12 protein-coding genes are annotated in these 24871 nt (G+C 35.5%); all 12 read left to right on the plus strand.

Annotated elements, in window-relative coordinates:
* Positions 1-8: 8 nt before the first annotated feature.
* The 12 genes from ACFO3O_RS14445 (at position 9) to ACFO3O_RS14500 (ending at position 24826) form a co-directional block, all read left to right on the plus strand.
* Positions 9-6140 carry a hypothetical protein gene (locus ACFO3O_RS14445; protein ID WP_379980033.1) on the plus strand — a complete coding sequence of 2044 codons (6132 nt, stop codon included), beginning with the start codon at positions 9-11 and terminating at the stop codon, positions 6138-6140.
* Positions 6137-8041, plus strand: a complete 1905-nt coding sequence (locus tag ACFO3O_RS14450; protein ID WP_379980034.1) for a contractile injection system tape measure protein — start codon at positions 6137-6139, stop codon at positions 8039-8041. Before ACFO3O_RS14445 ends, ACFO3O_RS14450 begins: the two co-directional genes overlap by 4 nt.
* A gap of 33 nt (positions 8042-8074) precedes the next feature.
* A complete protein-coding gene (locus ACFO3O_RS14455) occupies positions 8075-10300 on the plus strand; it encodes an eCIS core domain-containing protein (RefSeq protein WP_379980035.1) in 2226 nt (741 codons plus the stop codon).
* 111 nt (positions 10301-10411) lie between these two features.
* Positions 10412-10870 carry a hypothetical protein gene (locus ACFO3O_RS14460; protein ID WP_379980037.1) on the plus strand — a complete coding sequence of 153 codons (459 nt, stop codon included), beginning with the start codon at positions 10412-10414 and terminating at the stop codon, positions 10868-10870.
* 21 nt (positions 10871-10891) lie between these two features.
* A complete protein-coding gene (locus tag ACFO3O_RS14465; RefSeq protein WP_379980039.1) occupies positions 10892-11347 on the plus strand; it encodes a hypothetical protein in 456 nt (151 codons plus the stop codon).
* A gap of 11 nt (positions 11348-11358) precedes the next feature.
* Positions 11359-11682, plus strand: a complete 324-nt coding sequence (locus ACFO3O_RS14470; RefSeq protein ID WP_379980041.1) for a hypothetical protein — start codon at positions 11359-11361, stop codon at positions 11680-11682.
* A 120-nt stretch (positions 11683-11802) separates the two neighbouring features.
* Complete coding sequence (locus ACFO3O_RS14475) at positions 11803-16191, plus strand: eCIS core domain-containing protein (protein WP_379980043.1); 4389 nt, start codon at positions 11803-11805, stop codon at positions 16189-16191.
* A gap of 33 nt (positions 16192-16224) precedes the next feature.
* A complete protein-coding gene (locus tag ACFO3O_RS14480) occupies positions 16225-16566 on the plus strand; it encodes a hypothetical protein (protein WP_379980045.1) in 342 nt (113 codons plus the stop codon).
* 6 nt (positions 16567-16572) lie between these two features.
* Positions 16573-17019, plus strand: a complete 447-nt coding sequence (locus tag ACFO3O_RS14485; RefSeq protein ID WP_379980047.1) for an immunity 22 family protein — start codon at positions 16573-16575, stop codon at positions 17017-17019.
* 133 nt (positions 17020-17152) lie between these two features.
* Positions 17153-21388, plus strand: coding sequence for an eCIS core domain-containing protein (locus ACFO3O_RS14490; RefSeq protein ID WP_379980049.1), 4236 nt, complete (start codon positions 17153-17155; stop codon positions 21386-21388).
* Positions 21381-22076, plus strand: coding sequence for a hypothetical protein (locus ACFO3O_RS14495; protein WP_379980051.1), 696 nt, complete (start codon positions 21381-21383; stop codon positions 22074-22076). The genes ACFO3O_RS14490 and ACFO3O_RS14495 overlap by 8 nt, the downstream gene beginning before the upstream one ends.
* Positions 22077-22204: 128 nt before the next feature.
* Positions 22205-24826: a hypothetical protein gene (locus tag ACFO3O_RS14500; RefSeq protein ID WP_379980053.1), complete on the plus strand. Its 2622-nt coding sequence runs from the start codon at positions 22205-22207 to the stop codon at positions 24824-24826.
* The last annotated feature ends 45 nt before the right edge of the window (positions 24827-24871 follow it).

The following is a 24871-nucleotide window of genomic DNA, read 5'->3' on the forward strand; positions in this document are numbered from 1 at the left end:
ATATTAGGATGAACACAAAGCTAACTACCATAACGACACAGTATAGTAAATTTAGTGACAATCAAGTCCTGACGAAGGGGCAGCTAAATCAATTTTTAGAATATTTTGAAGATCAAGATCACTTATCTAGAATAGGTTTAAGTGGCGTGGGAATTGTTTGTGGCTTTGATCTTACTTATGATGGTTCTAAAAAAGAAATTTATATTTCCCAAGGATATGGTGTAACTACAGACGGTGATTTAGTAGCCCTTATAGAGCCAAAAAAAGCGATTGAGGGGCAAGCAACTAGTCAAGGTCTCCAACTTGTACAGGATGCTATTAAAACCTATACACACTATAGAAATTTTGATGATAGTAATGCTATGTATGCTCCTTTTTTTAGTGGTGAAGAGCAAATAGAGCTTTTAGAAATCTTTCCAAGAGAGGACATAGATCTTACAAATACTACGTATACACAACTAAACACCTTGTCACAAGCTGTACTAGACGATAAGGTAGCTTTATTATATCTAGAGAATTATCCCAAACAAGGAGATCTCTGTACTGCTTTAGATTGCGACAATCAAGGCATAGAGCAAGTGGCTAGATTACGCGTATTGTTAGTTTCTAGTGATGATGCAAAGACTATTACGGGATATGATCCTATTTATAATGAACATGACTGGCATGAATATTACTTGGCATTACCAGAGATAGCTGTACGAAGAGATATTCTTACAGAAGAAAATACAAAAGATTACATACGTCTTAAACAAAATTATTACAACCTCATTAAGGATAATGAAACGCTTGCCGATCTAAGTCTTGGATTAGATGTGATCTTTCAAAAATTTGGGAGAGTCGCAATCTCATCTAACATTACATCTCTGTTTGATATTAGCCCTTCTGCGGTTCCTGATGATTTTCAATACCACTATGACGTATTAAAAGACTTAGTAGATACTTATACAGAAATAAAAGGATTGTTGTTACACCTTAATGTGCATTGTTGCCCTTCTATTGGATCGTTCCCTAAACATTTATTATTGGGAAGGTTAAAAGAGAGTCAACCACACTATAAATCCTTAAGACATCGTTTTTACAAGTCTCCTATCATAGGTCATGAAGATGCGAACTTAAAAAGAGTTCATAGTTTATTAAACAGGGTAGAAGAGATCGTAGAGAGTTACATAAAACTAGAAAAAGGAGAGGACATAAAAATAACTCCTTCCCTACTTCAAGGGATGTTGGGAACTAAGGCTATTCCGTTTTATTATGAACTTAACCAAGCTTTTTTAAATCATTGGAGTTATGATAAGTTTCAGAATTTAATCCAAACTTCAAATTTAAGTTATCATAGAACGCTTCTTTCTCCTTCTCTATCTATACAAGAACCTCTTCTTTATGACATAGACGACTATGATTTTTTAAGAATAGAAGGGATACAGGGGAAATCATATAGAGATGCGTTAGACCAAGTACTACAGTTAAAAAAAGACTACGGATTAAGCTTTGATGTAAAAGTCTTGTCTTTAAATCCAACGACAAAAGACATTGATTTAGGAGAATATCGTTGTGAGTTTGAAGATCTCAGTGTATTGCTCAAAGCGTGGACTACAGAGCAGGAATGTATTCTAGCCTCTATGGCTAATTTTTTCTCAGGCTTTACTACTGACAAAGTAGGCGAAAACATAAAAGAAATCGAATATACTCAGGGTAGAAAAAAAATCACAAAAGAAATCAACCCTGATATTGAAGTAGATACTCCTATAGAAGAAGTCGTCACTAGAGATACCTCAAGAATTGATGCACAGCGTATTTTAGTTAAGAACAAGCAAATAAGTGTTAACAAGAAAATACAGCTTCCATATAGTAAAAACGTAATAGATGAAAGTCTGACCGTAGAAGACAAAACAATAGGTCGTTACATGAAAGAGGCTATTGAAGAAAATAAAAAAGGCTCTGTAAATGATATTAAAAATGCAACAAGATCAAAATTAGAAGAATTTCTTTCTACCGATGAATGGGTTGCACAACCTGATATTCGTGATTTTGTATACAATGATGTTGTTGATCTTTTATCTGTTACCTATATCCTTTCTGAAAGAATACCAAGATCTATTTCAGAAATAGATACAGGAAATATTGATACCTACGAATTAACACTAGAGGAAGTTTGCCAACTTGTAAAGCGTCTAAAAGTTACCTATCAAACTATTGACTTAGAAGACACCTTGAAGGATATTTTAGGGCTCTTAATCAATCAACTTTCATTTGTTTGCTGCTCTGGAGAAAAATTGACAATTCTTCTTGAAGAGATTGAAAAAAGAAAAGAAGAAATCTTAACCCAATTACAGCTTTCTGAATATGTCAAAAAACATCCAGGGCTTAGACATTATGCGGGTGTTCCCATAGGTGGGACTTTTGTAATGGCATACTTAACAGAAAATGCTGAAGACAAAGTTGCCTATCAACCTGTTCGTTTAGAATTAAATTTTCTAGAACAGCCCAATATAGACGATGATGGTACAGATGGTGATGAAGGTATTATCAAGCTTTGGGATAGAAGAATAAGCACACGATTTGCATTTCTTCATAAGGTCACAGACGGAACTCAAAATCCTAGGAATGAAATTGTCATGATTGGTGATTCTCTCCAAAAAACAGTTTCAAATTTAGCAGATTTTCTCAATAATATTTGGCGTGTTGCGGGTCTATCCCATAAATGTAAAGCAACCACAAATCAAACTACATTAACGATAGAGTTACTAGATCAAAATATTAGAAAAAGGGAAAACTTTATTCAGTTCTACAATCCAGCAATTGTCAATACCAATAACAAGATCTTTTTTGATGAAAATGAAATTATTATAAGAAATGTAACCGCAAAAAATACAGTTATTGCTGATTTTGCTTTGCCCTACATGTGCTGTTCTGACTGTGCGCCTGTCAACTTTATTGTCCCTAAAGAGCCTGTCTCGTTAAGTCTTCCTACGCCATTTATTTGTTTGGATGATAGTACGACGCCTATTCCGTTTACAGTATCTCCCATAGACGGTGAAGTTAAAGCAATTGTAGAAGGAGAGATCTCTGGAGGTGTCACTCAAAATGAAGAAGGCGCTTATGTTTTTGACGCAACACTTCTTGACCCGAGCTTATACGGCACAGCGATTAGATTTACTGTCAATGACGAGGAAACCATTGCGGTCATTACTGTATATCAAAACCCACAACCTGTTGTCACTGTTTCAGAAGAAAATTTTAACTATAATGAGGCTAGAACACAAGTAGAAGTTTTCTTTGAAGTAACGGGAACTGGGCTAAATGAAAATAGTGTATTTGCTTGGGATTTTGGAGATGGCACCCCAATTGTTCAAGAAAGACCTAATTCAGATAGTATTGTAAGTCATATCTACACCTTACCCATTGATCCAAATAATACCGTATTCCCGAGACTTACGGTCACTAATGAACTTTGCGCTAATGAAGTTATTTTAGAAGGAATTGTATTTCAAAACCCAGTAGAAGTATCATTAGAGATACAAAATACCTATTGTTTAGATGCCCAAGGAGAGGCCACTGTAGAAATTCCTTTCTCAAATATAAGCCCTGAAGGGGGTCTAATAGAAATTGTAGGGGGTGATGATGACGGCATGTTTATAAATCAAGACACACCAAGCTTAGTCATTACGCCAGGTGTTTTTAACCGGTTTGATGAACCTATAGCTTTTACCATAAGTTCACTTCCTACAACAGCACAAATAATAATTTCTCAAATACTACAAATAAACATTTCGGAAGATTCAGGGAGTTTCTTTTGGGATGATGGTGTTCTAAAAAGAAATTACTTTTTCAACGCACAGCTTCCTGATGAGGTAGATGCTGATTCACTTTCTTACGAATGGCATATAAATGAAATTCCTGTTGGTACAGATAGGTTCTTCGAACATGCATTTACGCTTATTGAACAAGACACTGATAATCAATTTAACGTAACACTATTTGTAACAGATACGAATGGATGTATAGCAACGGCAACAACACTAGTCAATATCCCTTATCCTTTGTTTTCAATTGCATTAGAAATGAATTCATATTGTACAGATGATCCAGAATCTTACGAGATCACTGTATCTCCAAACTTTTCAGGAACGGAAATAGATGGATTAGGTGTAACCAAAAATACAGATGGTACATTTACATTCACACCTGTTAATACGGGTGTCTTAACCTCACAGAGTATTGATTTACGGATTGTAGGAACGACAGAAACAACCACAATTAACTTAAATAGCGGCCCTGTTCCGAACTTCACTGTAGAAATTACAGATGGAAGGCTTATTATAGAAAATATATCCGATGTAGGTACCGCACCATATGTATGGAATATAGCTGGAGAAGAGATTATTAGACAAAATAGAACAGGGTTTGATATTGATGTATTCAGCTTTGAAGAATCTGTCATTACGATCTCACTCACGGTAAATGGAGAATGTGGTCCTAACACCTTGGTTAGAGAAGATATCACCATTAGAGGAGATATTAATTTTAGTCTAGAATTACCTGATGGTGTCCTTGATTACTGTAATAACGATGAAACTCCTTACCCCATTACAATTACTCCTAGCATACCAGGAACTATTGTAGAAGGTGACGGAGTTAGTCAAACCGTTGATGGAAATTTTGTGTTTACGCCTGCTAATTCAGGGGTAACATCATCTGGAAATGTAGCACTTTCTATTAATGGAGACATATTACTTACAGTTCAGATACAAGAACCTCAAAACATAGTCATTGTACAGGTGCCTAATCCACCTATTACGCGACCACAAAATTCACAAGACATCACGCTTACAGCAAGTCCAAATATCCCAGGTGCTACTTATAATTGGACGTTTGGAGATGGGACAATAGCTACAGGAGTTTCAATTACCAAGACGTTCACCGTACCTGTTGGGTTTGAAGGACAATTTCCAATCTCAGTAGATTTAAATGTCTCAGGAACCATTTGTACCCTCCAACCTGTTAGCGGAGAAGTAGTCATCACGGTAAATTCGCCAGATTTCACATTAGAATTAAATGGTGGAAATCATGATTTCTGTGATAATGATGGCTTCCAATATCCTATTACAATTACACCTAATATCCCTAACACAGAAGTAGAAGGGACAGGAGTGCAACCTAATGGCAATGGAGGATTTGTCTTTAGACCAAGTGCTGCAGGTGCAGGACTTAGAAACCTATCTATTAATGGAGAAACATTATTAACTGCAAATGTACTTGAAGCTCCTATAGCAGATTTTACATTTTCGCCAGCCAACCCAAGTATTACGAGACCTAATAACTCAAGAACTATCTCATTTACAGCAGTAGGTGCTAATGCTATTGTACAGAGGTTTCCTAGTGCTGTTTTCAACTGGAGGTTCATAGATTCAAATACAGGGCAAACATTACAAGAAGGACAAGGGAGTTCTACCTCAGCAACCTTTTCAGTTCCACCACAGGCACAAGGAAGTTATGCTATCACAGCAAGGTTAACTATTTCAGGTACCTTATGTGATCCTGCGCCAAGACCAAAACCTGTCGTGATACTCATAAATGAAGAAGTTGTTGAGCCTAGCGATTGTAATGAAATAGTAGGATCGGCAATCAATGCAGATGCAGATACTATAAAAACTGATCCAATACCAGATGGGGAGGTAGGTGATTTTGTAATTCGTCCTACCAAACAAGCCTACGAAACTGTTAGTACAGAATTAAGTAAATACATTGCAGGTGACAATAATGGGCAGTTAAACAGCTTGTTATCAGCTACTATTGAAGAGACAGCCAATAGATTACTTCAAGAAAGTAAACCTGATGCCATTCAGTTATTCACAAAATACTTAAGGGTTCAAATTAGACTCATTATTCATATTCTACATTGTCAAAAAGAGCTGAATGATCAAGACATTGAAATGTTAAATCCAATTATGAATACTATTAAAACAGCTCTTGAAAGACTTCAAAATACGCAATTTGATGTGGGAGATCCAGAACCTGATAAGCTTGAAGGCACTCTTAGAGAATTCTTAATGCAATGTTTAGAAAATGAATCACTATCAGAATACACCAAACTGCGTATACAAGAGTATTTAAATCTAATCGCACCTATAGGATGATCCTAGAACAAGAACATATCATAAACAAGGTGTTCCTTGAGGTAGAGACCCATAGCTCAAAAGTGGCTCATGATCTCAAGGATCAGCTTGGCATGTTCTTAAAAGAAGATATTCTTCCTTATTTAGAAAATTATTTCAAAAGTATAGAACAACAATTGCCTGCAGAGATTGTTCAGATTCCGCAGCTCACATTGGATATTACTGTCAATAGTCAAGACCATTTTAACGCTTTAAAAACAGAGACCAAAGAAAAACTAGTTCAAAAAATAGCGGCTATTTTAAAAGCACCGTCGCAAGCAACAGAAGAGGTAGTGCTTATAAATACGCAAGAGCATCAGGCGCGATCCTTATTGTTTTTTATTGAAAATGGCTATACGCCTTGGTGGAAAACAGCCAGTGATGCTAATCAATTTACACAACAAGAAATCAGACAAATTACCGCTGAAGGTTCTTTTTCAAACCATTTAGCAAATGTGCTCCTAAAGCCTATTTGTAAAAAAAGATGCATTCAGCAATTTACAAATCAGGAGTTACAAATACTTCTTACAGCAGCTTTCAAGCATACAAAAGAAGTCGCGTTTATTCACGATGAATTCATAAAATCCCTTAGCCCTCTCAGTTCGGTTTCTCGAGATTTTATTTGGAGTGAAGTCATCAGCTATTTACAATCAAAAAATGTAACAGTTCTTATAGAAAAACTCGCTTCGGTTCTTGTGAAGGGCACCTCTATTGGGGATGTGGGTGAGTACGCTTTCGCGAAAGCGGTCTTATTCATCATACAACAGGGCTTCAACATCACAAAAACAGAGATCACAGCTGTCCTACAAAAACAAGCCACACATAGCCCTCAAAGTGAAGAAACACTAGGATCACAACTGATTGTCGTATTTGATGCTGTAGGACTTTCTAAAGAAGCAAGCACGATTTTACCAGCAATTTTACACGACACTACATCCACTTTTAAAAAAGAACAGCAAAAGAAAGAGGGAGCACAAGATCAAATTCTAGATGAAATAGCTACCACTGAAGAGATAGCCTCTAAATCCACCGAAGAAGAACATAATAATTTATCTAATATCAAAAATAAGATATTAAAAGATCAAGAAATTACAGCACAAGAAAAGGGAGATAGTATAGCTAAAACAACACCTACTAAAGAGGTTGTGAAAAGCACAGACACCCAAATAACCAGATCTCAAGAAAGAAGGGAGAACACCAATCAAACAACTCCTGCTCACAAAGAAATACATGAAGCGACTCAAAAAGAAGCTTCTCAAGAAGAGATCGCAGCTCGTTATGAAACGTTTACTAATCAATTCGGCGAAGAAAAGCCTCTGGAAAATACGACCATAGACACCTATATAAAGGAAATCACCTCACAACAAGAAGAAGTGTTTATCACCAATACAGGTTCCTATCATGTGCCAAATGCGGGACTGATCATTTTACATCCGTATTTAAAACCTTTTTTCTATAACTGTGGAATTATAGATGATACCCATACAATTATAGATCCAGAAGTCGCTGTACACACGCTACATTATTTGGCAACAAAAAAAGAACAACAATTAGAAAGTCAGCTATTATTTGAAAAATTTCTTTGTGGCATCCCTTTAAAAAAACCGATACAGAGACACATTCAATTATCAGATACTATCAAAAAACAAGCAGAAGAATTACTAGAATCTGTGATTGAAAACTGGGGAGTACTCAATAATGCATCTCCAGATTTAGTACGTCACGAATTTTTACAAAGAGCAGGCAAATTAAGTTTTAAAGAAGACAATCCTAAAATTGTCATCGAACGAAAAACACAAGATATTTTGGTAGATAAACTTCCATGGGGAATAGGTATATGTAGGCTCCCATGGTTGGATCATTTGGTATATACCAATTGGTAATATCTACGCTAAAAATATAAATAGATACGGATTATGAGAAGGAGACAATCAAAACTTCCGCCCAATCAAGTCGTAGGCGGCGATTCATTTTTTAAACCAAAAGTCCAGACAAAACTGGCTATGGGGAAACCTGGAGATACATATGAAGTAGAAGCAGATCGTATGGCAGATCAGGTCGTTGCCAAAACGGGCAATGGAGATGCTGTTCAAAAGATGGAAGGCGAAGAAGAAGTACAACAAAAACCATTAGCCGCTAGTGTGACTCCTTTAATACAGAAAATGGGATCTGCCGAAGAAGAGGCACCTGTTCAAAAAATGGAAGAAGAAGAACCTGTCCAAGCCATGAAGGAAGAGGAAGAGGCTGTACAAGCGATGGAGGAAGAGGAAGAACCTGTCCAAGCCATGGAGGAAGAGGAAGAACCTGTTCAAGCCATGGAGGAAGAAGAACCCGTCCAAGCTATGGAAGAAGAAGAGGCCGTACAGGCGATGGAGGAAGAGGAAGAAGCTGTGCAGGCCATGGAAGAAGAGGAAGTGCAAACAAAAAAAGCAACTAACGCTCCAGCAAATTCTAATATAGAAAAGAAGCTACGTAACGGAAGTGGCGGATCTAAAATGGACTCCAATACACGATCTGAAATGGAAGCTGGTTTTGGCGCCGATTTTAGTAACGTAAATATTCATAATGATAGTGAAGCAGCAGAAATGAGTCAAGGGATAGGTGCTCAGGCATTTACTCATGGAAATGATGTATATTTTAACAAAGGGAAGTACAATACTGATTCTAAGGAAGGAAAACATTTACTGGCTCATGAGCTTACGCATACCATACAACAAGGAGCTGTAGCGCCAAAAAAAGATAACACTCCAACAAAAGCACAAAATCAGGCTCCTTCAGTTTCTAGTCAAAGCGCTAAAAACGTACAACGAAGAGCACTTACTCCTGATGAAGAAAGGGCTGCAATAACCAATGGAAGGGCTACTTTTGATGAAAGAAGCATACGTATTATTCAAAGTATAACGGGAACTGGAGTAGATGGAGCTTTAGGCCCCTTAACTGTAGCTGCCATATCAAACTGGCAAACAGCTCAGGGAGTAGCAGATAACGGAATTGTAAATGTTGCCACATTGGACTCGTTTGTAGCCGCAAGAAATAATAATCAAACTCGAAGACATGAAGCCATTCGATTGGTTGCAGATTTTCATAATATAGACTTAACTGCAAATACCCTTACGGTATATGCGAGTAGAAATGCTGTAAGTAATACGCGATTTGAAACTGGTTTAAGGGTTATAGAAATAGGCACAAATTTCTTTGGATCATCCACTATTCTAAGAAACGAGATGAATACACAACTAGCAGTTGCAGATCCAAATCCTATTATGGGTCCAATTCCTTTGGCACCTGCCGTACTTACCCCAGTACAAATAAGAAGTGCCATTGCTTACAATAATAGGAAATTTAGTGACTCACGATCAATATCCTCTTTTCAACATCATTTAGGTATGATACCAACAGGGGTTGTAGACGCAGATTTTGTACAAAGAGTTGCAGGATTACAAAACACAACAGCTTCATTAGCAGATGTTGATGGGAAAATTGGACCACTAACGCTACGCCATTTATTTGTAGTTTTAAGAAATGCAGGAAATCACAATGCTGTTATTAATATGCTTGTTGATTTTTATAATATGCCTCATACAGACATGGTTACAGCACTTTATTTTGAAGATAGTGCTACATTTACGAGTAACGCTTCTACAAGTAGAAACCCTAATGGCCCAACGAGAGTGAGAGTTCGTAAAGGGTTATATCAATCTTTTGAAGGCGCTGTACATACGATTAGACATGAACTAGAACACGTAAGACAGAATGAAGCAGGAATCGCTGCATTAAACTCAAATCTTAAAGAGTTCTTAGGAGAAGCCACTGAAATCATGAGTGTGGGTATGCCGCATGAACGCTTATTCAATCAAACTCATAATATTACCAATAATGCAGGTACCAATTTTAGAACTACTGATGGTATGCAAAATGATGCTAGACGTCTTTTGGTAAATTGGACAGGTATGACAGTAGTAGAGCGAAGAACTAATTGGGCTCGATTTGTTCAAGTTCGTAATAGAATAAGACAACGAGTTGCTGGTACTTACTGGCGAACTTCTACCCAAGACAAAGCAGATTGGGCAGCCGCTAGTGTAGCAAATAGAGCTACTTGGACTGCTCTTTTAGCCAGTTTTAATGCACAAGTAAGACCTTAAATATTGATAAAAATGTTTAAACAAAAATATTTATTTCATTTTTTCTGTTTTTGCTTAATCGCTTGTAACAATAATAAAACAACCATCCCGAATAAAAACACTATTAATATTATGAATGCATCTACACTTACATTAAAAATTCATCTTCAAGATTCAATGGTTTACTTTAATAAACCTTTTCAAGTAAAAGTAACCTTAGAAAATACTTCAAAAGATACGCTTATGGTGAACAAGCGATTGAGTGTTGGTTATGAAAATTCGATTTCAAGAGAACTCTATTTTAATATAATAGATGCCAATACCAAAGAAGTGATAGGAATTCCTACAGAAAGTTATGACCGCCCACCTACTTATTTTAATGAATATGGTGTTTTAAAACCAAAAGAATCAATCTCTACAACATTTGACTTAAGCGAGTGGCAAGAAATTCACCTCCCAAAAGGGAAGCATCAACTAGAAATAGTAGCCTTTTATCAAGCTGATGAAGATTACTTTGATAAAAGGCCTGAAAATGTTGTTCAAGGTCTTTTTCAATCAGAACCCGTTACATTTTATTGGATTCAGAAATAAAACATATAAACCATACCACTTATGAAAACACTTAAAATTTACTTCATCCTCCTGTGCACAGTTACCACCATAACAAGTTGCACGAGTACAAGCTCTTTATATGATCACTATACGTATACTGAAACTATAGAGATCAAGCTTAAGACATTAAGCCTTATGGACAAATCTGACGATGCTTTTTCATCACACGAAAACGAAGTGATTGCTTTAAAAAATGAGTTAGAAAAAATGCTTATTTATGAAAAAGGTAAAGGTAAAAATGAGATTACCCAAAAAATGTGGGAAGTACTTAATAATGACAACAAACTTGTCAAAAGCTATCTCTCATTATGGGAACAAAAAGGAAGTCTCAATACTGCATTTATTCAAGAAGCAAAACCACAAATTGAAGAAGCCTTTAATATTCTGATTCAGTATGAGGAGAAAAAAGACACCACCAATGAAAATGCAGTCACAAACTTTATAAGCAACCTATAAAAGAGAACATCATGAATTTTGAAGAACTATTTAACGATCTCAAAGAAGAGATCATTACAGAAGCCAAAGAAAAATTTGGAGAGCAAGGCAAAGATATTATCGTAGATATGGAAGAATACCTAGCACACTCTAAAGAAAAGCTCAAAAAATGGACGCTCCTTTTTGCCGAAGGGAACATAGACAAAGACGAGTTGGCATGGCTCTTACAAAGTCAAAAAGACCTACTTATACTCAAAACCCTTCAAAATACAGGTGTGAGCAAGATTAGCATAGGGCATTTTAAAAATAAAGTAATCGATAGTGTTTTTACAAAGATTTTGGAACTAGCTAACTAATAATATACAGTTTATATCATGCTATTATACGCTTTCACGCAAGTGAAGTTTATGCTGAGCTTGCCGAAGTACGAAAGCGTACACAACAATTTAAAAGTTTTAAAAGAGATAACGTAATACATGTTTGCCGCAAAAAACACAACAACTTCTAACGCTCCTTCAGCTACGACGAACAAAGGGGCTAATACGTTTATCCAGCCCAAACTCAATGTAGGAAAAGCAGGAGATAAGTATGAAGTAGAAGCAGATAAAGCCGCAGACCAAATCGTAGCAAAAAGTAAAGACACGTCTACGTCATTCTTCCCAGCAACACCCAGCATTCAAAAACAATCTGAAGAAGACCTCCAAAAACAAGAGACTCAAGAAGCAGAAATCCAGCAACAACCTGTTGTAGATGGTATCACTACTGGTATCCAACTTAAAAAAGATAGTGCTATTCAAAAAACAGAGGAAAAAGAAGTACAACAACAAGAGGAATCAGATCAGGAAGAGCTTCAAATGATGACAGAAGAAGCATCTGTTGAGCAAATACCTGAACCTACATTACAAACAAAAGAGACTTCTGATATAACTCCTGCCCTTCCTAATGCACAACAAACGGCTAACGAAGATGTGCAACCTAAGGAGGAGGAGGAAATCCAAGAAAAAGAGGAGGAAGAGGTTCAAACGTTACAAAAACAAGCATCAGGTGATGAAGGGAATACCGCATCTTTAGAAAATGATTTAAATGCTTCTAAAGGAGGAGGAAGCCCGTTAGATAGCAACACCAAAAGTGAAATGGAATCTGGGTTTGGTACTGATTTTAGTGGTGTTCGCGTTCATAATGACAGCACTGCTGTTCAAATGAATCAGCAATTAGGATCACAGGCATTTGCCAATGGAAATGATATTTATTTTAATGACGGAAAATACAACCCTAGAAGTGATTCTGGAAAGCATCTGCTTGCGCATGAGTTAACACATACTGTACAACAAGGAGCTACAAATTCAGTACAAGCAAAAGTTATTCAAAAACAAGATGAAGATCCTCCTACCGAAGATAAAAAAGATCCTAATGTAAAAATTAAAAGCAAAAAAACAGAAACAGGTTCACAAGAAGAGTATAACTCCGAAAAAGGGAAAGAAAAGGGAAAGAAAGAGAATCTTCCTGAGATAGAGAAAAAAGATGGAACAGAAAAAGACAAAACTGAAGACGGAAAAGAAAAAGAGCAAAGTTATCCTGAAAAGCTAAATGAGATTTACAACTTAAATCCTGAAAACGATGGTGGTAAAAAATCAGAAGGAGACGAAGATAAAGACAAAAAAGACCCTCAATCTGAAGATATATATAAAGAGCCTCAACTTCCAGAAGTTACCGAAGCGTCAGAGGAGTATACTACTTTTAAAAATAAGGTACTAACCCATCGTAAGGGTATTATAGAGAATAGTAACGCTATAAAAGAAAAAATTGATGCTAGGAATAAGGAAGAAAAGCAAGCAATTATTGCTGGATTCTCTTCACAGCAAAGCAATTTAAAAATTGGACATGCAACTAGAGTAAAAAAGATCAAAACTGCACTTACAAGAGAAAAGCTTTTAATTAGAAAGGCAGAAAGGACAAAAGTAAATGAAGTATATAATGTTTCTTTAGCAGAAGTCATTACAATATCAAAAGAACGAGATCAGCAAAAAGCTGACTTAAAGGCGAAAGGGAAGTTACAATCAGGAATTGCTCGTACAGCAGGGGACGCTGCGATAAAAGAGATTAAAGATGCTGCCGAAAAAGAATCTTTAGAAATGATTTTTATAGCCATAAAGAAAGGAGATGAATATAAAAATTATAACCGTGCAAATCGTATTAAAGCAATGGCTAAAGAAAAAGCTGGCGCTCGAATAGAGGAAATAGATGATATCGTAAAACAACTTAAAGATGTACGAAAACCCTTAGACGACTTAGCTGACCAAATTCTAAAAGATGCCGATGAAAATGCCAAAAAATTTGATGAGGGTCATGATGAAGGTGTAAAAGAAATCTGGAGACAACATGATGCCATTACAAAAGCTATTAAAGAGCATGCGGATAATGCGGTAAAACAATTGGAAGAGAACGGACAACTTTTTATAGAGGCTCTAAAAGCAAAAACAGATGGAGAAGAAGATAAAATGAAAAAATTGCTTGCTTTACTTAGTATTGAACTAGATAAACAAGCTCAAGAGGCAACAAAACATATAGACAATCAAACCCTAGAAGCCTTACAGATCGTAGACAATCTTCTTACTACCGTGACTACAGAAAATAGCGCTTCTAAAGGGGAAAAAGCCAAAAAAGCGTTTACTGATGCAGAGACCGAATTAGTAACAATGATTGAGTCATTTAACAATGAAATAAACATCATAGGAAATGATACAGTCAAGTCCATGGGGGGGACAAAAAACAACACACTAGATAGTACTAAAAATAATAATACCAAAGCTGATTCTGGTATAGACGGTAGTGTACAAACTATTTTAGGAAATATAATCCAAACCAGAATAAATACTGTAGACCAGATAAACAAGATTGCTGAAGATGGCAAACTAAGCATCGCAAAAGTCACAACCTCCTTTAAAGAAAAATCTGCTGAATCCATAAAAAAACAAAGTGATGGATGGGATAAAGCGATTATTGATACTAAAGCGAAAGTAGATCAAAACGTCAAACCAGCTGTTAAAAAGATTAAAGATAAGTCTATAGGGCTTGAAGCAGAAATAGCCAAAGAAGCAGAGAGAATAGAAAATGAAAGCTGGTGGGAACGTGCTTTAAATTTTATTGGAGGAATATTTGTTGGATTTTTCTTAGCTATTTATGACTTCCTAGCATTTATATTCTCAAGCTTTTGGATGGCAGTCCTGGCTATAGTTATTATTATAGTGGTTGTCGTGCTAGCTATTAAATTTGCCATTGTTGCTGTAGTATTATTAGTTATAGGTATTATAGTCGCAGTAATTTTTGTAATCTATTATGTGCACCAAGCTATAACGCGTGATGATCTTAGCGACTATGAGCGAGGTAAATTTGTAGGAAGGGCTGTTTTTGAAATTGTACTCACATTAATTCCCGCTAGGTATCTAAAAATCACTAAAGTTCTCAAAATAACACGAAGTATAAAAGGGCTTAAAAATGCAGATCCAATTAGGATAAGTAAATTAATTAAAGCCATGGGTAGTGCTGATGATGCTGAAAAATTATTAAAACTAACCAAAGACGTAGCTCTTGCAGAAAAACTCTTTAAACAAATAGGAGATATTTCTAAAATTGAAAAATTTGTGTTAGCGTTTAAAAATGTTGATGATGCGATAGCTGCTCTTGACAAATTTAAGGACGCTTCTCGTATAGAAATGATGATCGCCAAAGTAGGTGGAGATAACTTCAATAAACTTATGAATAACTACAAATTTAAAAAGGCATCTCTTGATCAAATAGATGACCTATTTAAATCGGCTAAAATTGCAAATGGTGATGATCTTATGAAACTTGTAGATGCTCAAAAAATAAAATCAATAGAGCAACTCAATACCATTTTGGCTAGCGCAAAAGTACCTAGTTCAAGTAATATTATAAAAGCATTTAATCAAACAAAATTTACAGGAGACACATTATTAAGAGGTCTTAATTCTAAACTAATAACCTCTATAGATGATCTTACTGCCTTAGGAAGAATTGTAAAAAGTAAGGGGAATTTTTCAGGGAAAGGTATTGCAGAATTATTACACCATCCTTCTGTCAAAAAACTAGAAGATTTAAAGAATCTATTTAAATTTAGTAAAATTAAAGGAGGTACTAAACAAATAGAAGATGCACTAGCCACTGGTAAAATAGACGATATAAAAGATCTTAATATCCTTTTAGCCAGTGATAAAATAGATTCTATGGCAGATTTAGTGAAGGTATTAAAAAGTGAAACAATTTCTGACGTAGGAATATTAAAAACATTAATCGCTACCGATGAATTGAGCAATCTCAAACAATTCCAAAAACTACTTGATAAAGAAGTATTAAAAACGGCAAATGAATTAAATGATGTTTTAAAAAAGCCTGGAAAATTAAGAGAACTATTAAGCGCTATTGATGCTGCAATACATATTCCTGGTGTAGCAGGTGGTAAATTTGCAGCTTGGTTTGACGCATTGAGCAGTAAAGAACTAGCTTTGTTAATGACCAATAAAGCAAATAAATTGACAATAGGTAATAGAATACGACATCCAGGAGGTCAACATGAATGGCTTATGGTATCTAAAACCCCTCATGTTAAAAAATGGGGAACAACCATAGCAGAAATCTGGTTACATAGAACGCCTACAAAAGATATTAGGCTTACAAAAAGATTTCCGCCACCTAGAGATCACGGTTCTGGACTTATGCATAAGGAACTAGCAAAGATCATAAATGATTCTGGTGGTCTAGATGACTTTGCAACTAGACTTAGTGCGTGGGCAAAAACCGCACTTGTGGGAGGAGTATCAGATCTGCCACCAGGATTAAGAAGATAAATAATTACGTATAGAACAATTAAAAAAACCATTATGATAAAAAAAGCAGACTTATATAAAAAAATACTAGAATTCCTTCTCTGGATACAAGAAGACCCATCTTTAAAGCATCCAAGCCTTAAAGAATTTACAGACGGAATGAAACTACTTATTGAAGGTGTTTCTGCAGATGTAGAGATTTGGATGGATTGGGAAAAATTGACTCCTGATGAAATCCCAGTAGAAGATGCTTTTGATGTATTTAAAAGCTTTTTACAGCATTGGATTCAGAAAAAAGGGCTCAACCTTTTTGATGAGATACTCTATAAATTTGATCCTGATGATTTTGATTACAGCGAAAAAATGGTTCAAAAATGGGAATCCCTATTAAAATAACAAACGATGGGAGAAGAAAAAGAAGGAGTCTTATCTATGTGGGTAGGAACAATTCCTAATACTACTTATGAACAGTTTCATAAAGAGTGGATGGAAGAAAAATACAACACAGGAAATCTTGATGAAGAAGGATTTTCAAAGTTTATGCTGACTTATAATACAGGATGGTATGACCACGATTTTCAAGATATACGATTTACAGAAGAACCCATTTTGTTTTCAAAATTTATAAAAGATTGTTCTTACTATGAAAGCTATGCAAATAAAGCTATAGAAGTAGCCAACAAGAAAAAAATTCAAAAATGTAACACCATTATCATTGTATTTGATTTTGAACATCAAGAAGTTCAAAGGGAAAAAGGGGAAAACCAATCATTAACTTTCTTAGGGACATTTCCTTATAAAGTAGTTTTCTCAAAAGAATTATTGAGCATATTACGCAAGAAACCATAAGTAAGATATTTTTAAAAATAGTAATCATCACATATACGCTTTCGCGAAAGCATAAAAAAAACTAACAATAACAAAACAAAGTATTTAAACCATTGACAACGCCCCCTGTATCACAACATAAAGTAATAGATCTATGTTTGCAGCTGCAACTAAAAGTAGTACTCCCTCTCGAAATCCAAGCTTATTTAGTCATGGAGCGAGTACTCCTTTTATTCAGCCGAAGCTAGAAGTAGGAAAACCTGGAGACAAATACGAAGTAGAAGCAGATAAGGCAGCAGACCAGATTGTAGCGAGAAGTAATGATACCTCAACACCATTCTTCCCCGCAACACCTATCATTCAAAAACAATCAGAAGAAGATATCCAACAACAACCTGTTGTAGATCCTATTATCCCTGGAATACAGCGTAAAGAAACCTCTTTCTTACAAAAAGTAGAAGAGGAAGAAGTTCAAAAATCTGAAGAGAATACATCTGAAGAAGCAGATCTTCAAATGATGACAGATCTGGAGCAAGTCCAAGAATCATCGATAGAAAATACGATTCAGTCTAAGGAAACATCACAAGAAACTACTTCTACCCTTCCTAGTGTACAACAAATGTCTAGTGAAGATCTTCAGAAAAAAGAAGAAGAGGAAATTCAGGAAAAAGAGGAAGAAGAAGTTCAGACATTACAAAAACAAGCCGTTGGAGATGTTGGAGATGATAACACTGTAAGCCCTTCTGTAGAAAACACATTGCAAAGTACAAAAGGTGGAGGAAGCCCTCTTGACACCAATACGAGAGGAGAAATGGAGTCTGGTTTTGGAGCGGATTTTAGTAGTGTTCGTGTACATAATGATAGTACTGCTGTACAAATGAACCAACAGTTAGGTGCACAGGCATTCACCAATGGTTCTGATATTTATTTTAATGAAGGGAATTACAATCCTGGAAGTGATTCTGGAAAGCATTTATTAGCCCATGAGTTAACGCATACCGTACAACAAGGCGGGGCTAGTATTCAACGTAAACCCCTACAAATATCATCAGCACCAGTAATGGTTCAAGGGTTTGCTATTAGTGATTTACCGAGTCTTGCCGTTAATGAAATTAGAGATATTGCCAGAAGAATTCCTGGATATACCCTATTTACTGTTGTTATAGAATACAATCCCATTACAAATGAAAGAGTAGAAAGAACAGCTATTAATCTTGTTCAAGGATTATTAGAACTCATTCCAGTAGCTGGGCCTGCCATTTTTGATAAGCTTCAAGAATATGGTATTCTGGAAAGAGCCTTTGATTGGGTACGTGGACAACTTAATGAGTTAGGGTTAAGCTCTACAGCCATATTAGATTTAATAGGGGAAGCATGGGACGAATTAGAATTTCCATACACCAATGCGCTAGAGATTTTAACTCGTAAATTCAATACATTATTAAACCGAGTTACGCGATTTATTTCGTCCCTTACGGATCAATTACTCACTTGGATCAAAGAAGCGCTTATTGATGTTGCCGAACCGTATTTGGAAGAAAACCAAGCGTGGTCACTTCTTAAAAAAGTACTTCATTATGACCCTTTACGTGATGAAGAGGTGCAAGCTGAAACGGTAGAAATTCTTGAAGATTTCCTCATGCTCATTGGAAAAGAAACCGAGTTAGAACAGATGAGAGAAAGAGGTACTTTGCAAGAGACTGCAGATTGGCTAGACACTCAAATGGGGGCTTTTTCTTCTTTATTAGGACAGCTCACTAGTTTAATTGATGCTGCATGGGATGCGATACAACCAGAGAATTTACCCAATATTCTAGAGAGTCTTACAGCACTCGCTACACAAGCAGGAACATTCTTAGAAGGGTTATGGGATTTTGCGAGCACCATCGCTATAGAAGTACTTAAACTCATAAAAGATGCGCTATTAGGTTGGTTAAGTACCGTTGCGGCAGATATTCCTGGATTTACACTTCTTACCGTTATTATTAGAACAAATCCGCTTACAGGGGAAGTTGTTGAAAGGTCGATTCAAAATATCATTAGAGGCTTTATGGGGTTAGTACCTGGCGGTGAAGCCAAATATCAAGAATTAAGAGAATCTGGAGTAATCCCAAGAGCTGCTGGACAGATAGAAGCCTTAATAGCGCAGTTGGGAATGTCTGCTGCGACTATTATCCAACTCTTCACAGACTTATGGAATTCATTTACTATAGACGATTTAGTAGACCCACTACCTGCATTTGAACGAATCACCGCACAATTTGGAGAACCCATTACTAAATTATTCACCTTTGTAGTCAAGGTCGTTAAAGTGCTTATTGAATTGATCTTAGAAATCATGGGTATTCCACCAGATATGATTGCTAATATCATAGCAAACGCCATGTCTGCTTTTGAAGATATCAAAAATGATCCTGTAGCATTCTTGATGAATTTACTGGATGCTCTTAAAACTGGATTCCTCCAATTTCTGAATAACATAGGGGCTCACTTATTAAGCGGATTACAGAATTGGTTATTTGGAACCCTAGCTGATGCAGGTGTTGAAATTCCTTCTGATTTAAGTATCCGATCCCTACTAGGCATGGCAATGGAGGTATTAGGAATTACATTAGATAATATTTTAGAGCGCCTAGCGATACGAATTGGACCAGAGCGTGTAGAACAAATACGGTCTGTGCTAGACACACTCACGGGCGTTTGGGCATTTGTACGGGATGTGATAGAACGTGGTCCTATTGCTATTTGGGAATACATTCAAGACCAAATAAGTAATTTATGGAATGTCATAAGAGATGGTATTATGGGTTTCATTCAGGAAAGAGTCATTCAACAAGCGATTGGGTGGTTACTATCTTTCCTAGATGTAACAGGAATTATGCCTGTAATAAGGGGGGTTCAAACTGCTTTTAATGCTATTACTTCTTTTATTGAAAAGATTAGAGAAATATTAGAGATTGTCAATTCATTTGTAGCGGGTATTGCAGACATAGCAAGAGGGAATATACAATCTGCTGCCAACTTCTTAGAGACGGCTCTTGCCGATGGGATTCCTGTAGCGATATCTTTCTTAGCAAAACAACTAGGGTTAGGAGATATCAGTGAGAAAATTGCTGAAATGATCGAGAATACCCGGGCCATGATTAATGAAGGGATTGATTGGTTAATAGAGCAAGCACTAGCCGCTGGAACCGCTTTTTTAAGCGCACTTGGATTGGGTGGAAGTGATGAGGCAGAAGCTGAGGAAGAGGGAAATGAAACTCAAGAAGAAGGAAGTGAAAATATTATAGGTCTTTCTAATCCTGTAAATGTAGATGGTGGTCATACATTAAAAATTGAAGGGACTATAGAAAACATAGAAGTCAATGTTTATAGTGATAAACAAACACTAAATGAGCTTTTAAATGATAAACGACAAGATATTCATGACAGTCAGGATACAGATAGTGAGTACGAAGCAAAATCAAGTGCGATTACAAGATTATTTAGTGAAAAAACTTTATTAGGAACCAACATAGGTGCATACAAAAGAGCGGTAGATAATGCATATACCTCTGGGCATGGTAATTCTCCTATAACTGAAGCCTATGACCTTATACGTACTAATTTGACTAATATTGCAGCAGACTTGGTTATTATTGGTGTTTTAGATCATGATACTGAGTTACCAGTTTCTGAGGTGTCTTTTGAAACAGACAGTAAAGGAAGGTCTTATATATTAAGAGCAGCCCCTCTATCAAAAATTCCTGGAAATACAAGAGGCTCTACGCCTACTCAAAATCCACAAGGATGGGATACTATTCCTGTATCATTAAGAAGTAGTGGCGCATGGGTAAGAGCTCACTTATTAAACCATAGATTACATGGTCCAGGAATTACTGATAATCTTTTCCCAGGCACAAGAGATATGAATCTAAGGGATATGGAAAATCAGGTAGAGCACTTTGCTAAAGAAGCTGTTTGGGATAATAATCAAGTTATTTTTTACAATGTAGATGTTTCTTATGGGAACACTGGTGCATTTGAAGATATACCAACAGTCGTGGTTATGAGTTTTGGTCCTTATGATGTAGAAACGAGCACTCCAGGTAGTCCGACAAAAACAAAAAGATTTACACAAGAACCTCCAAGCACATCGGTTCGTGTGACAATTAACAGTTCATCTCATGGGGCTTTAAATTCAAAGGCTATAGCCGAAGGAGGAACTAACGGAACAGGGCTTTCTGGGTTCTTTAGACGACTTGTTCAAGGAAGGCCTTCTGGTGGATATCAAAATATAATCCAGGTAAGAACAATTGTTTCTTCATTATATGATGATCAAAATGCATTTATGGCTGCCTTCCCAAAATTTAATAATCTAGTTAATACAAATATTTTAGAATATGATTAATGTAAACGATCTTTTTTTATCAAAAATGTTGGAAGAAATTGGATATGCTTTTCAACATGGAGTGAGTTTAAAAACTCCCGTAACTATGTCACTACCTCCTAAAATAATAGAACAAAGTGTACCTAGTTTACCTGATAGTTTTTTAGAATTTTATACGCAATCTTCCAAACTAGAAATTTCTTGGGAAATCTATAATTCACAAGAAAACATTAAACAGTTTGTTGAAAATACATTTATTAAAGAAAAATACCTTTCTAATAATTATGATTGGGGAGTCATTCAAGAATATTTAAGTGGGTATATTAATATTACAAAAGTAGAAGATATTCTTAATCCTGATTTTTGTAAAGAACAGGCCTATCATTATACCTTAAAAAATTTAAATAAGAATCCTAAAGATTTTTTTCCATTTGATATTCATTGGAGTTTAACAGCTTGTTTAAAAAAAGAAAAAGATATAATCATAGATAATATATGGCTTGTACATACAGATGGAGAGACTTTACATGACATGAAACTTACTATTGAAGAGTATCTCCGTTTAGCATATAAAGCTAAAGGATTTCATTATTGGCAGTTAATTTATGTTCTTAAAGAGGAAACGTTTTACCACGAATTGATGAAGCGTTTCTTACCCAAAATATTCCCGCATGTAGATTTGGACTTAAAAGAATTTAACGTCCAATAAAACTAGTTTAAAATATCATTAAATAAATTAAAAAATAAATTTACACGCTTTCGCGAAAGCGTACAAAGAAAAATTAATATATTTATTATAAGCTACTTACAAACGTAGTACCCATAACAAGCATTACCATGACAGAAATCGTAGTTACTTTTATTAGAGGATTAAGAAGATCTATCAAAGACTTTACCTACTCTTCCTTTTTGAGTTTGCTAGTCATAGGTATTATCTTATTGATTCTCTTTAAGATGGATCAAGCCTATACGATGATGGTCTATATGCTTGAGGAAGATAAATTTTCGCTATTTCTTTGTTTTATATATGTTAATGCTTTAGCACTTACTTTATCACATTATCCTATATACACCTATTATTCTAAAGGGTTTAATAAAAGTAAAGGCGCTGTATCTTGGGAGGTTAAAAAGGTTCGTTTTTCGTTCTTTAGGCGCTATACCCTCTCCTACCCTTACTTTATTTATAGTATTACAAAGAAGGATTATAAAATGAGCCTCGCAGCCAATATTTTAAGATATACTTTGGGGATTTTTATATATGCGGTTTGGGTAATTTTTATATACAAAAGCGTACGCCCTAATCTATTATTTAATGAGCATCTTGGGGTTTCTTTACAAGCAATTGCCTGGATTATTGGTGTTTTCTTCTCGTTCCCTATTATTATTTATGCGATTCTAAAATACAGAATCGTAAAAAATGTCATTACAGATAAAACAGCTTTATACACTAAAATAACACGCTACTATTTTCTAGCAGCATTGCTCTCTGCGTTACTTCTTACCTATATTCTACTAAGTGATACTATCTTTAGCAGGTACGGGTTTATTCTCGTGATGTTATGCACGTATTGTATGATGTTTTGCTATGTGTTTTTTAGACTAGTTAGATCAAATACAAAAGATGTGTATGATAATTTAGACAAAAAAAACAAACTTCGATTATTTATTAAAGTCCTCATCTATTTTCAAGACCCACTACATTATTTAAAGGTATTTGTTTTTATTTTCATCATCTCCATCATATGGATTGTTTACTGGAATATTGCAGCGCTATTGGGAATTTCTCTTGGAGGAAATGTAATTCCTATTTTATTGGTGTATTTATATGCCTATTATTGGATCATCGCCAATATTGGAAAATACTTTTTTGTAGCAAATAGCTCTTTAACAGTACTACAAAACCTAGATACAGCTAACCAAACAGAAACCCAGCCTGAAAAAAAATATTATCAAACAAAGACCTATAAATTAGCCTATTTAGGAATTCTAACCCTCTCTATTCTTGCTATCTACTCTTTCTTTTTTGCAGAACAAAAAACACATGAAATAGAAACCGTAGCTAATGTTACAGACCCCAATATCATCGTCACTGAAACAGATTTTATTAAAGCAATTCAGCAAATAGAAAAAGACCGTGTTTTCTTTGTATCCTCTTATGGAGGTGGACTCAAAGCAAATGCGTGGACCATTAATGTACTTCAAAAAATTCAAGAAGAAACCAATCATAACTTTCTAAATCAGACTATATCGCTATCTGGTGCTTCTGGAGGATCTCTTGGACTTGCAATATATACTGGATTATATGCAGAATATGGTACCAATGACAAAGAACTAAGAGAAACAATAGATGCGATCTCAAGAGAAGATTATGCCTCTGCAGACCTTACATTTACGTTAGGATTAGATTTGTATAGAAAGGTTTGGCCTCTAACAAATGGGATAGGATTACAAGACAGATCATATTACTCCATGATTAAATATCAAAACTATATAGAGAGTACTCCCCATAAAAATATCCTAAACGATCTAGCATATAGAGCGTATTGGGCCAAGGCTTTTAAAAACAAAGAAAGTGGTAAAGGATATTTTCCTTCACTTATTATGAATACGGCTGGTGTACGAGCCAATAGAGGGATTTTATGGTCTATAAAAGACAATAATACTTTTGATGCTATATTTCCAAATTCAGATAACTTAGCCGATTTATATAAAAATAAAGATAAAACCCTCCCCTATTATCAAGCGGTCTCTATGACCAATAGGTTTCCCGGGTTAAGCCCTGCAGCAAAAATTAAGGGATACGGACACTATATGGATGCAGGGGTTATAGATAATAGTGGTTTATTAGGCAATCTTGATGTGTATAATTACCTTAAAGCTAGAACAAAAGATTCTTTGTTTACCAATAAAAAAGTAGTATTTATTGATATTATTAATAGCAAAGATTTATACCTTGATCACCTCCTGCAAAAATTTATTGAAGATAATTTTGATATCCGAACGATTGATGAATCTGAAAAAGATAATGTGGTTGTCAATTTATCGACAGCCCTTAACTATAATAAAATACCTAAATACTTGAGTGACCTATTTACAAGTTGGGGACGGCAATCTGATTCAAAAGTTGAAACCATCGAAGGAAATATAACATACTACCCTATCTTTTTACCACATAAAATTATGGTAGATGATATTGAAGATTTTATGGCGGGTACGTATTCTGATACCGAAAAAGAGCTGCTTTATAAACTATTAATTCCATATAACAACAAAATCCTCTCTGAAACAGATACTGATAAGGTAGGTTTTTTTGAAAATTGGACCTATTATGAACCCACACTATCGAGACATATGGGAAAAAGTAGCTATTGTTATTTACAGAGCATGTTAGATAACAATGAGTATATAGAAAATGTAATTAACGAAGTAAATAACTCTAAATCCACTCCACCCAAATAGAGAGAGGTATAGAACACTTTGAAGAATACAAATACGAACAATCAA

Origin of the sequence: Dokdonia ponticola (assembly GCF_042653865.1) — a bacterium.
Taxonomy (GTDB): Bacteria; Bacteroidota; Bacteroidia; order Flavobacteriales; family Flavobacteriaceae; genus Dokdonia; species Dokdonia ponticola.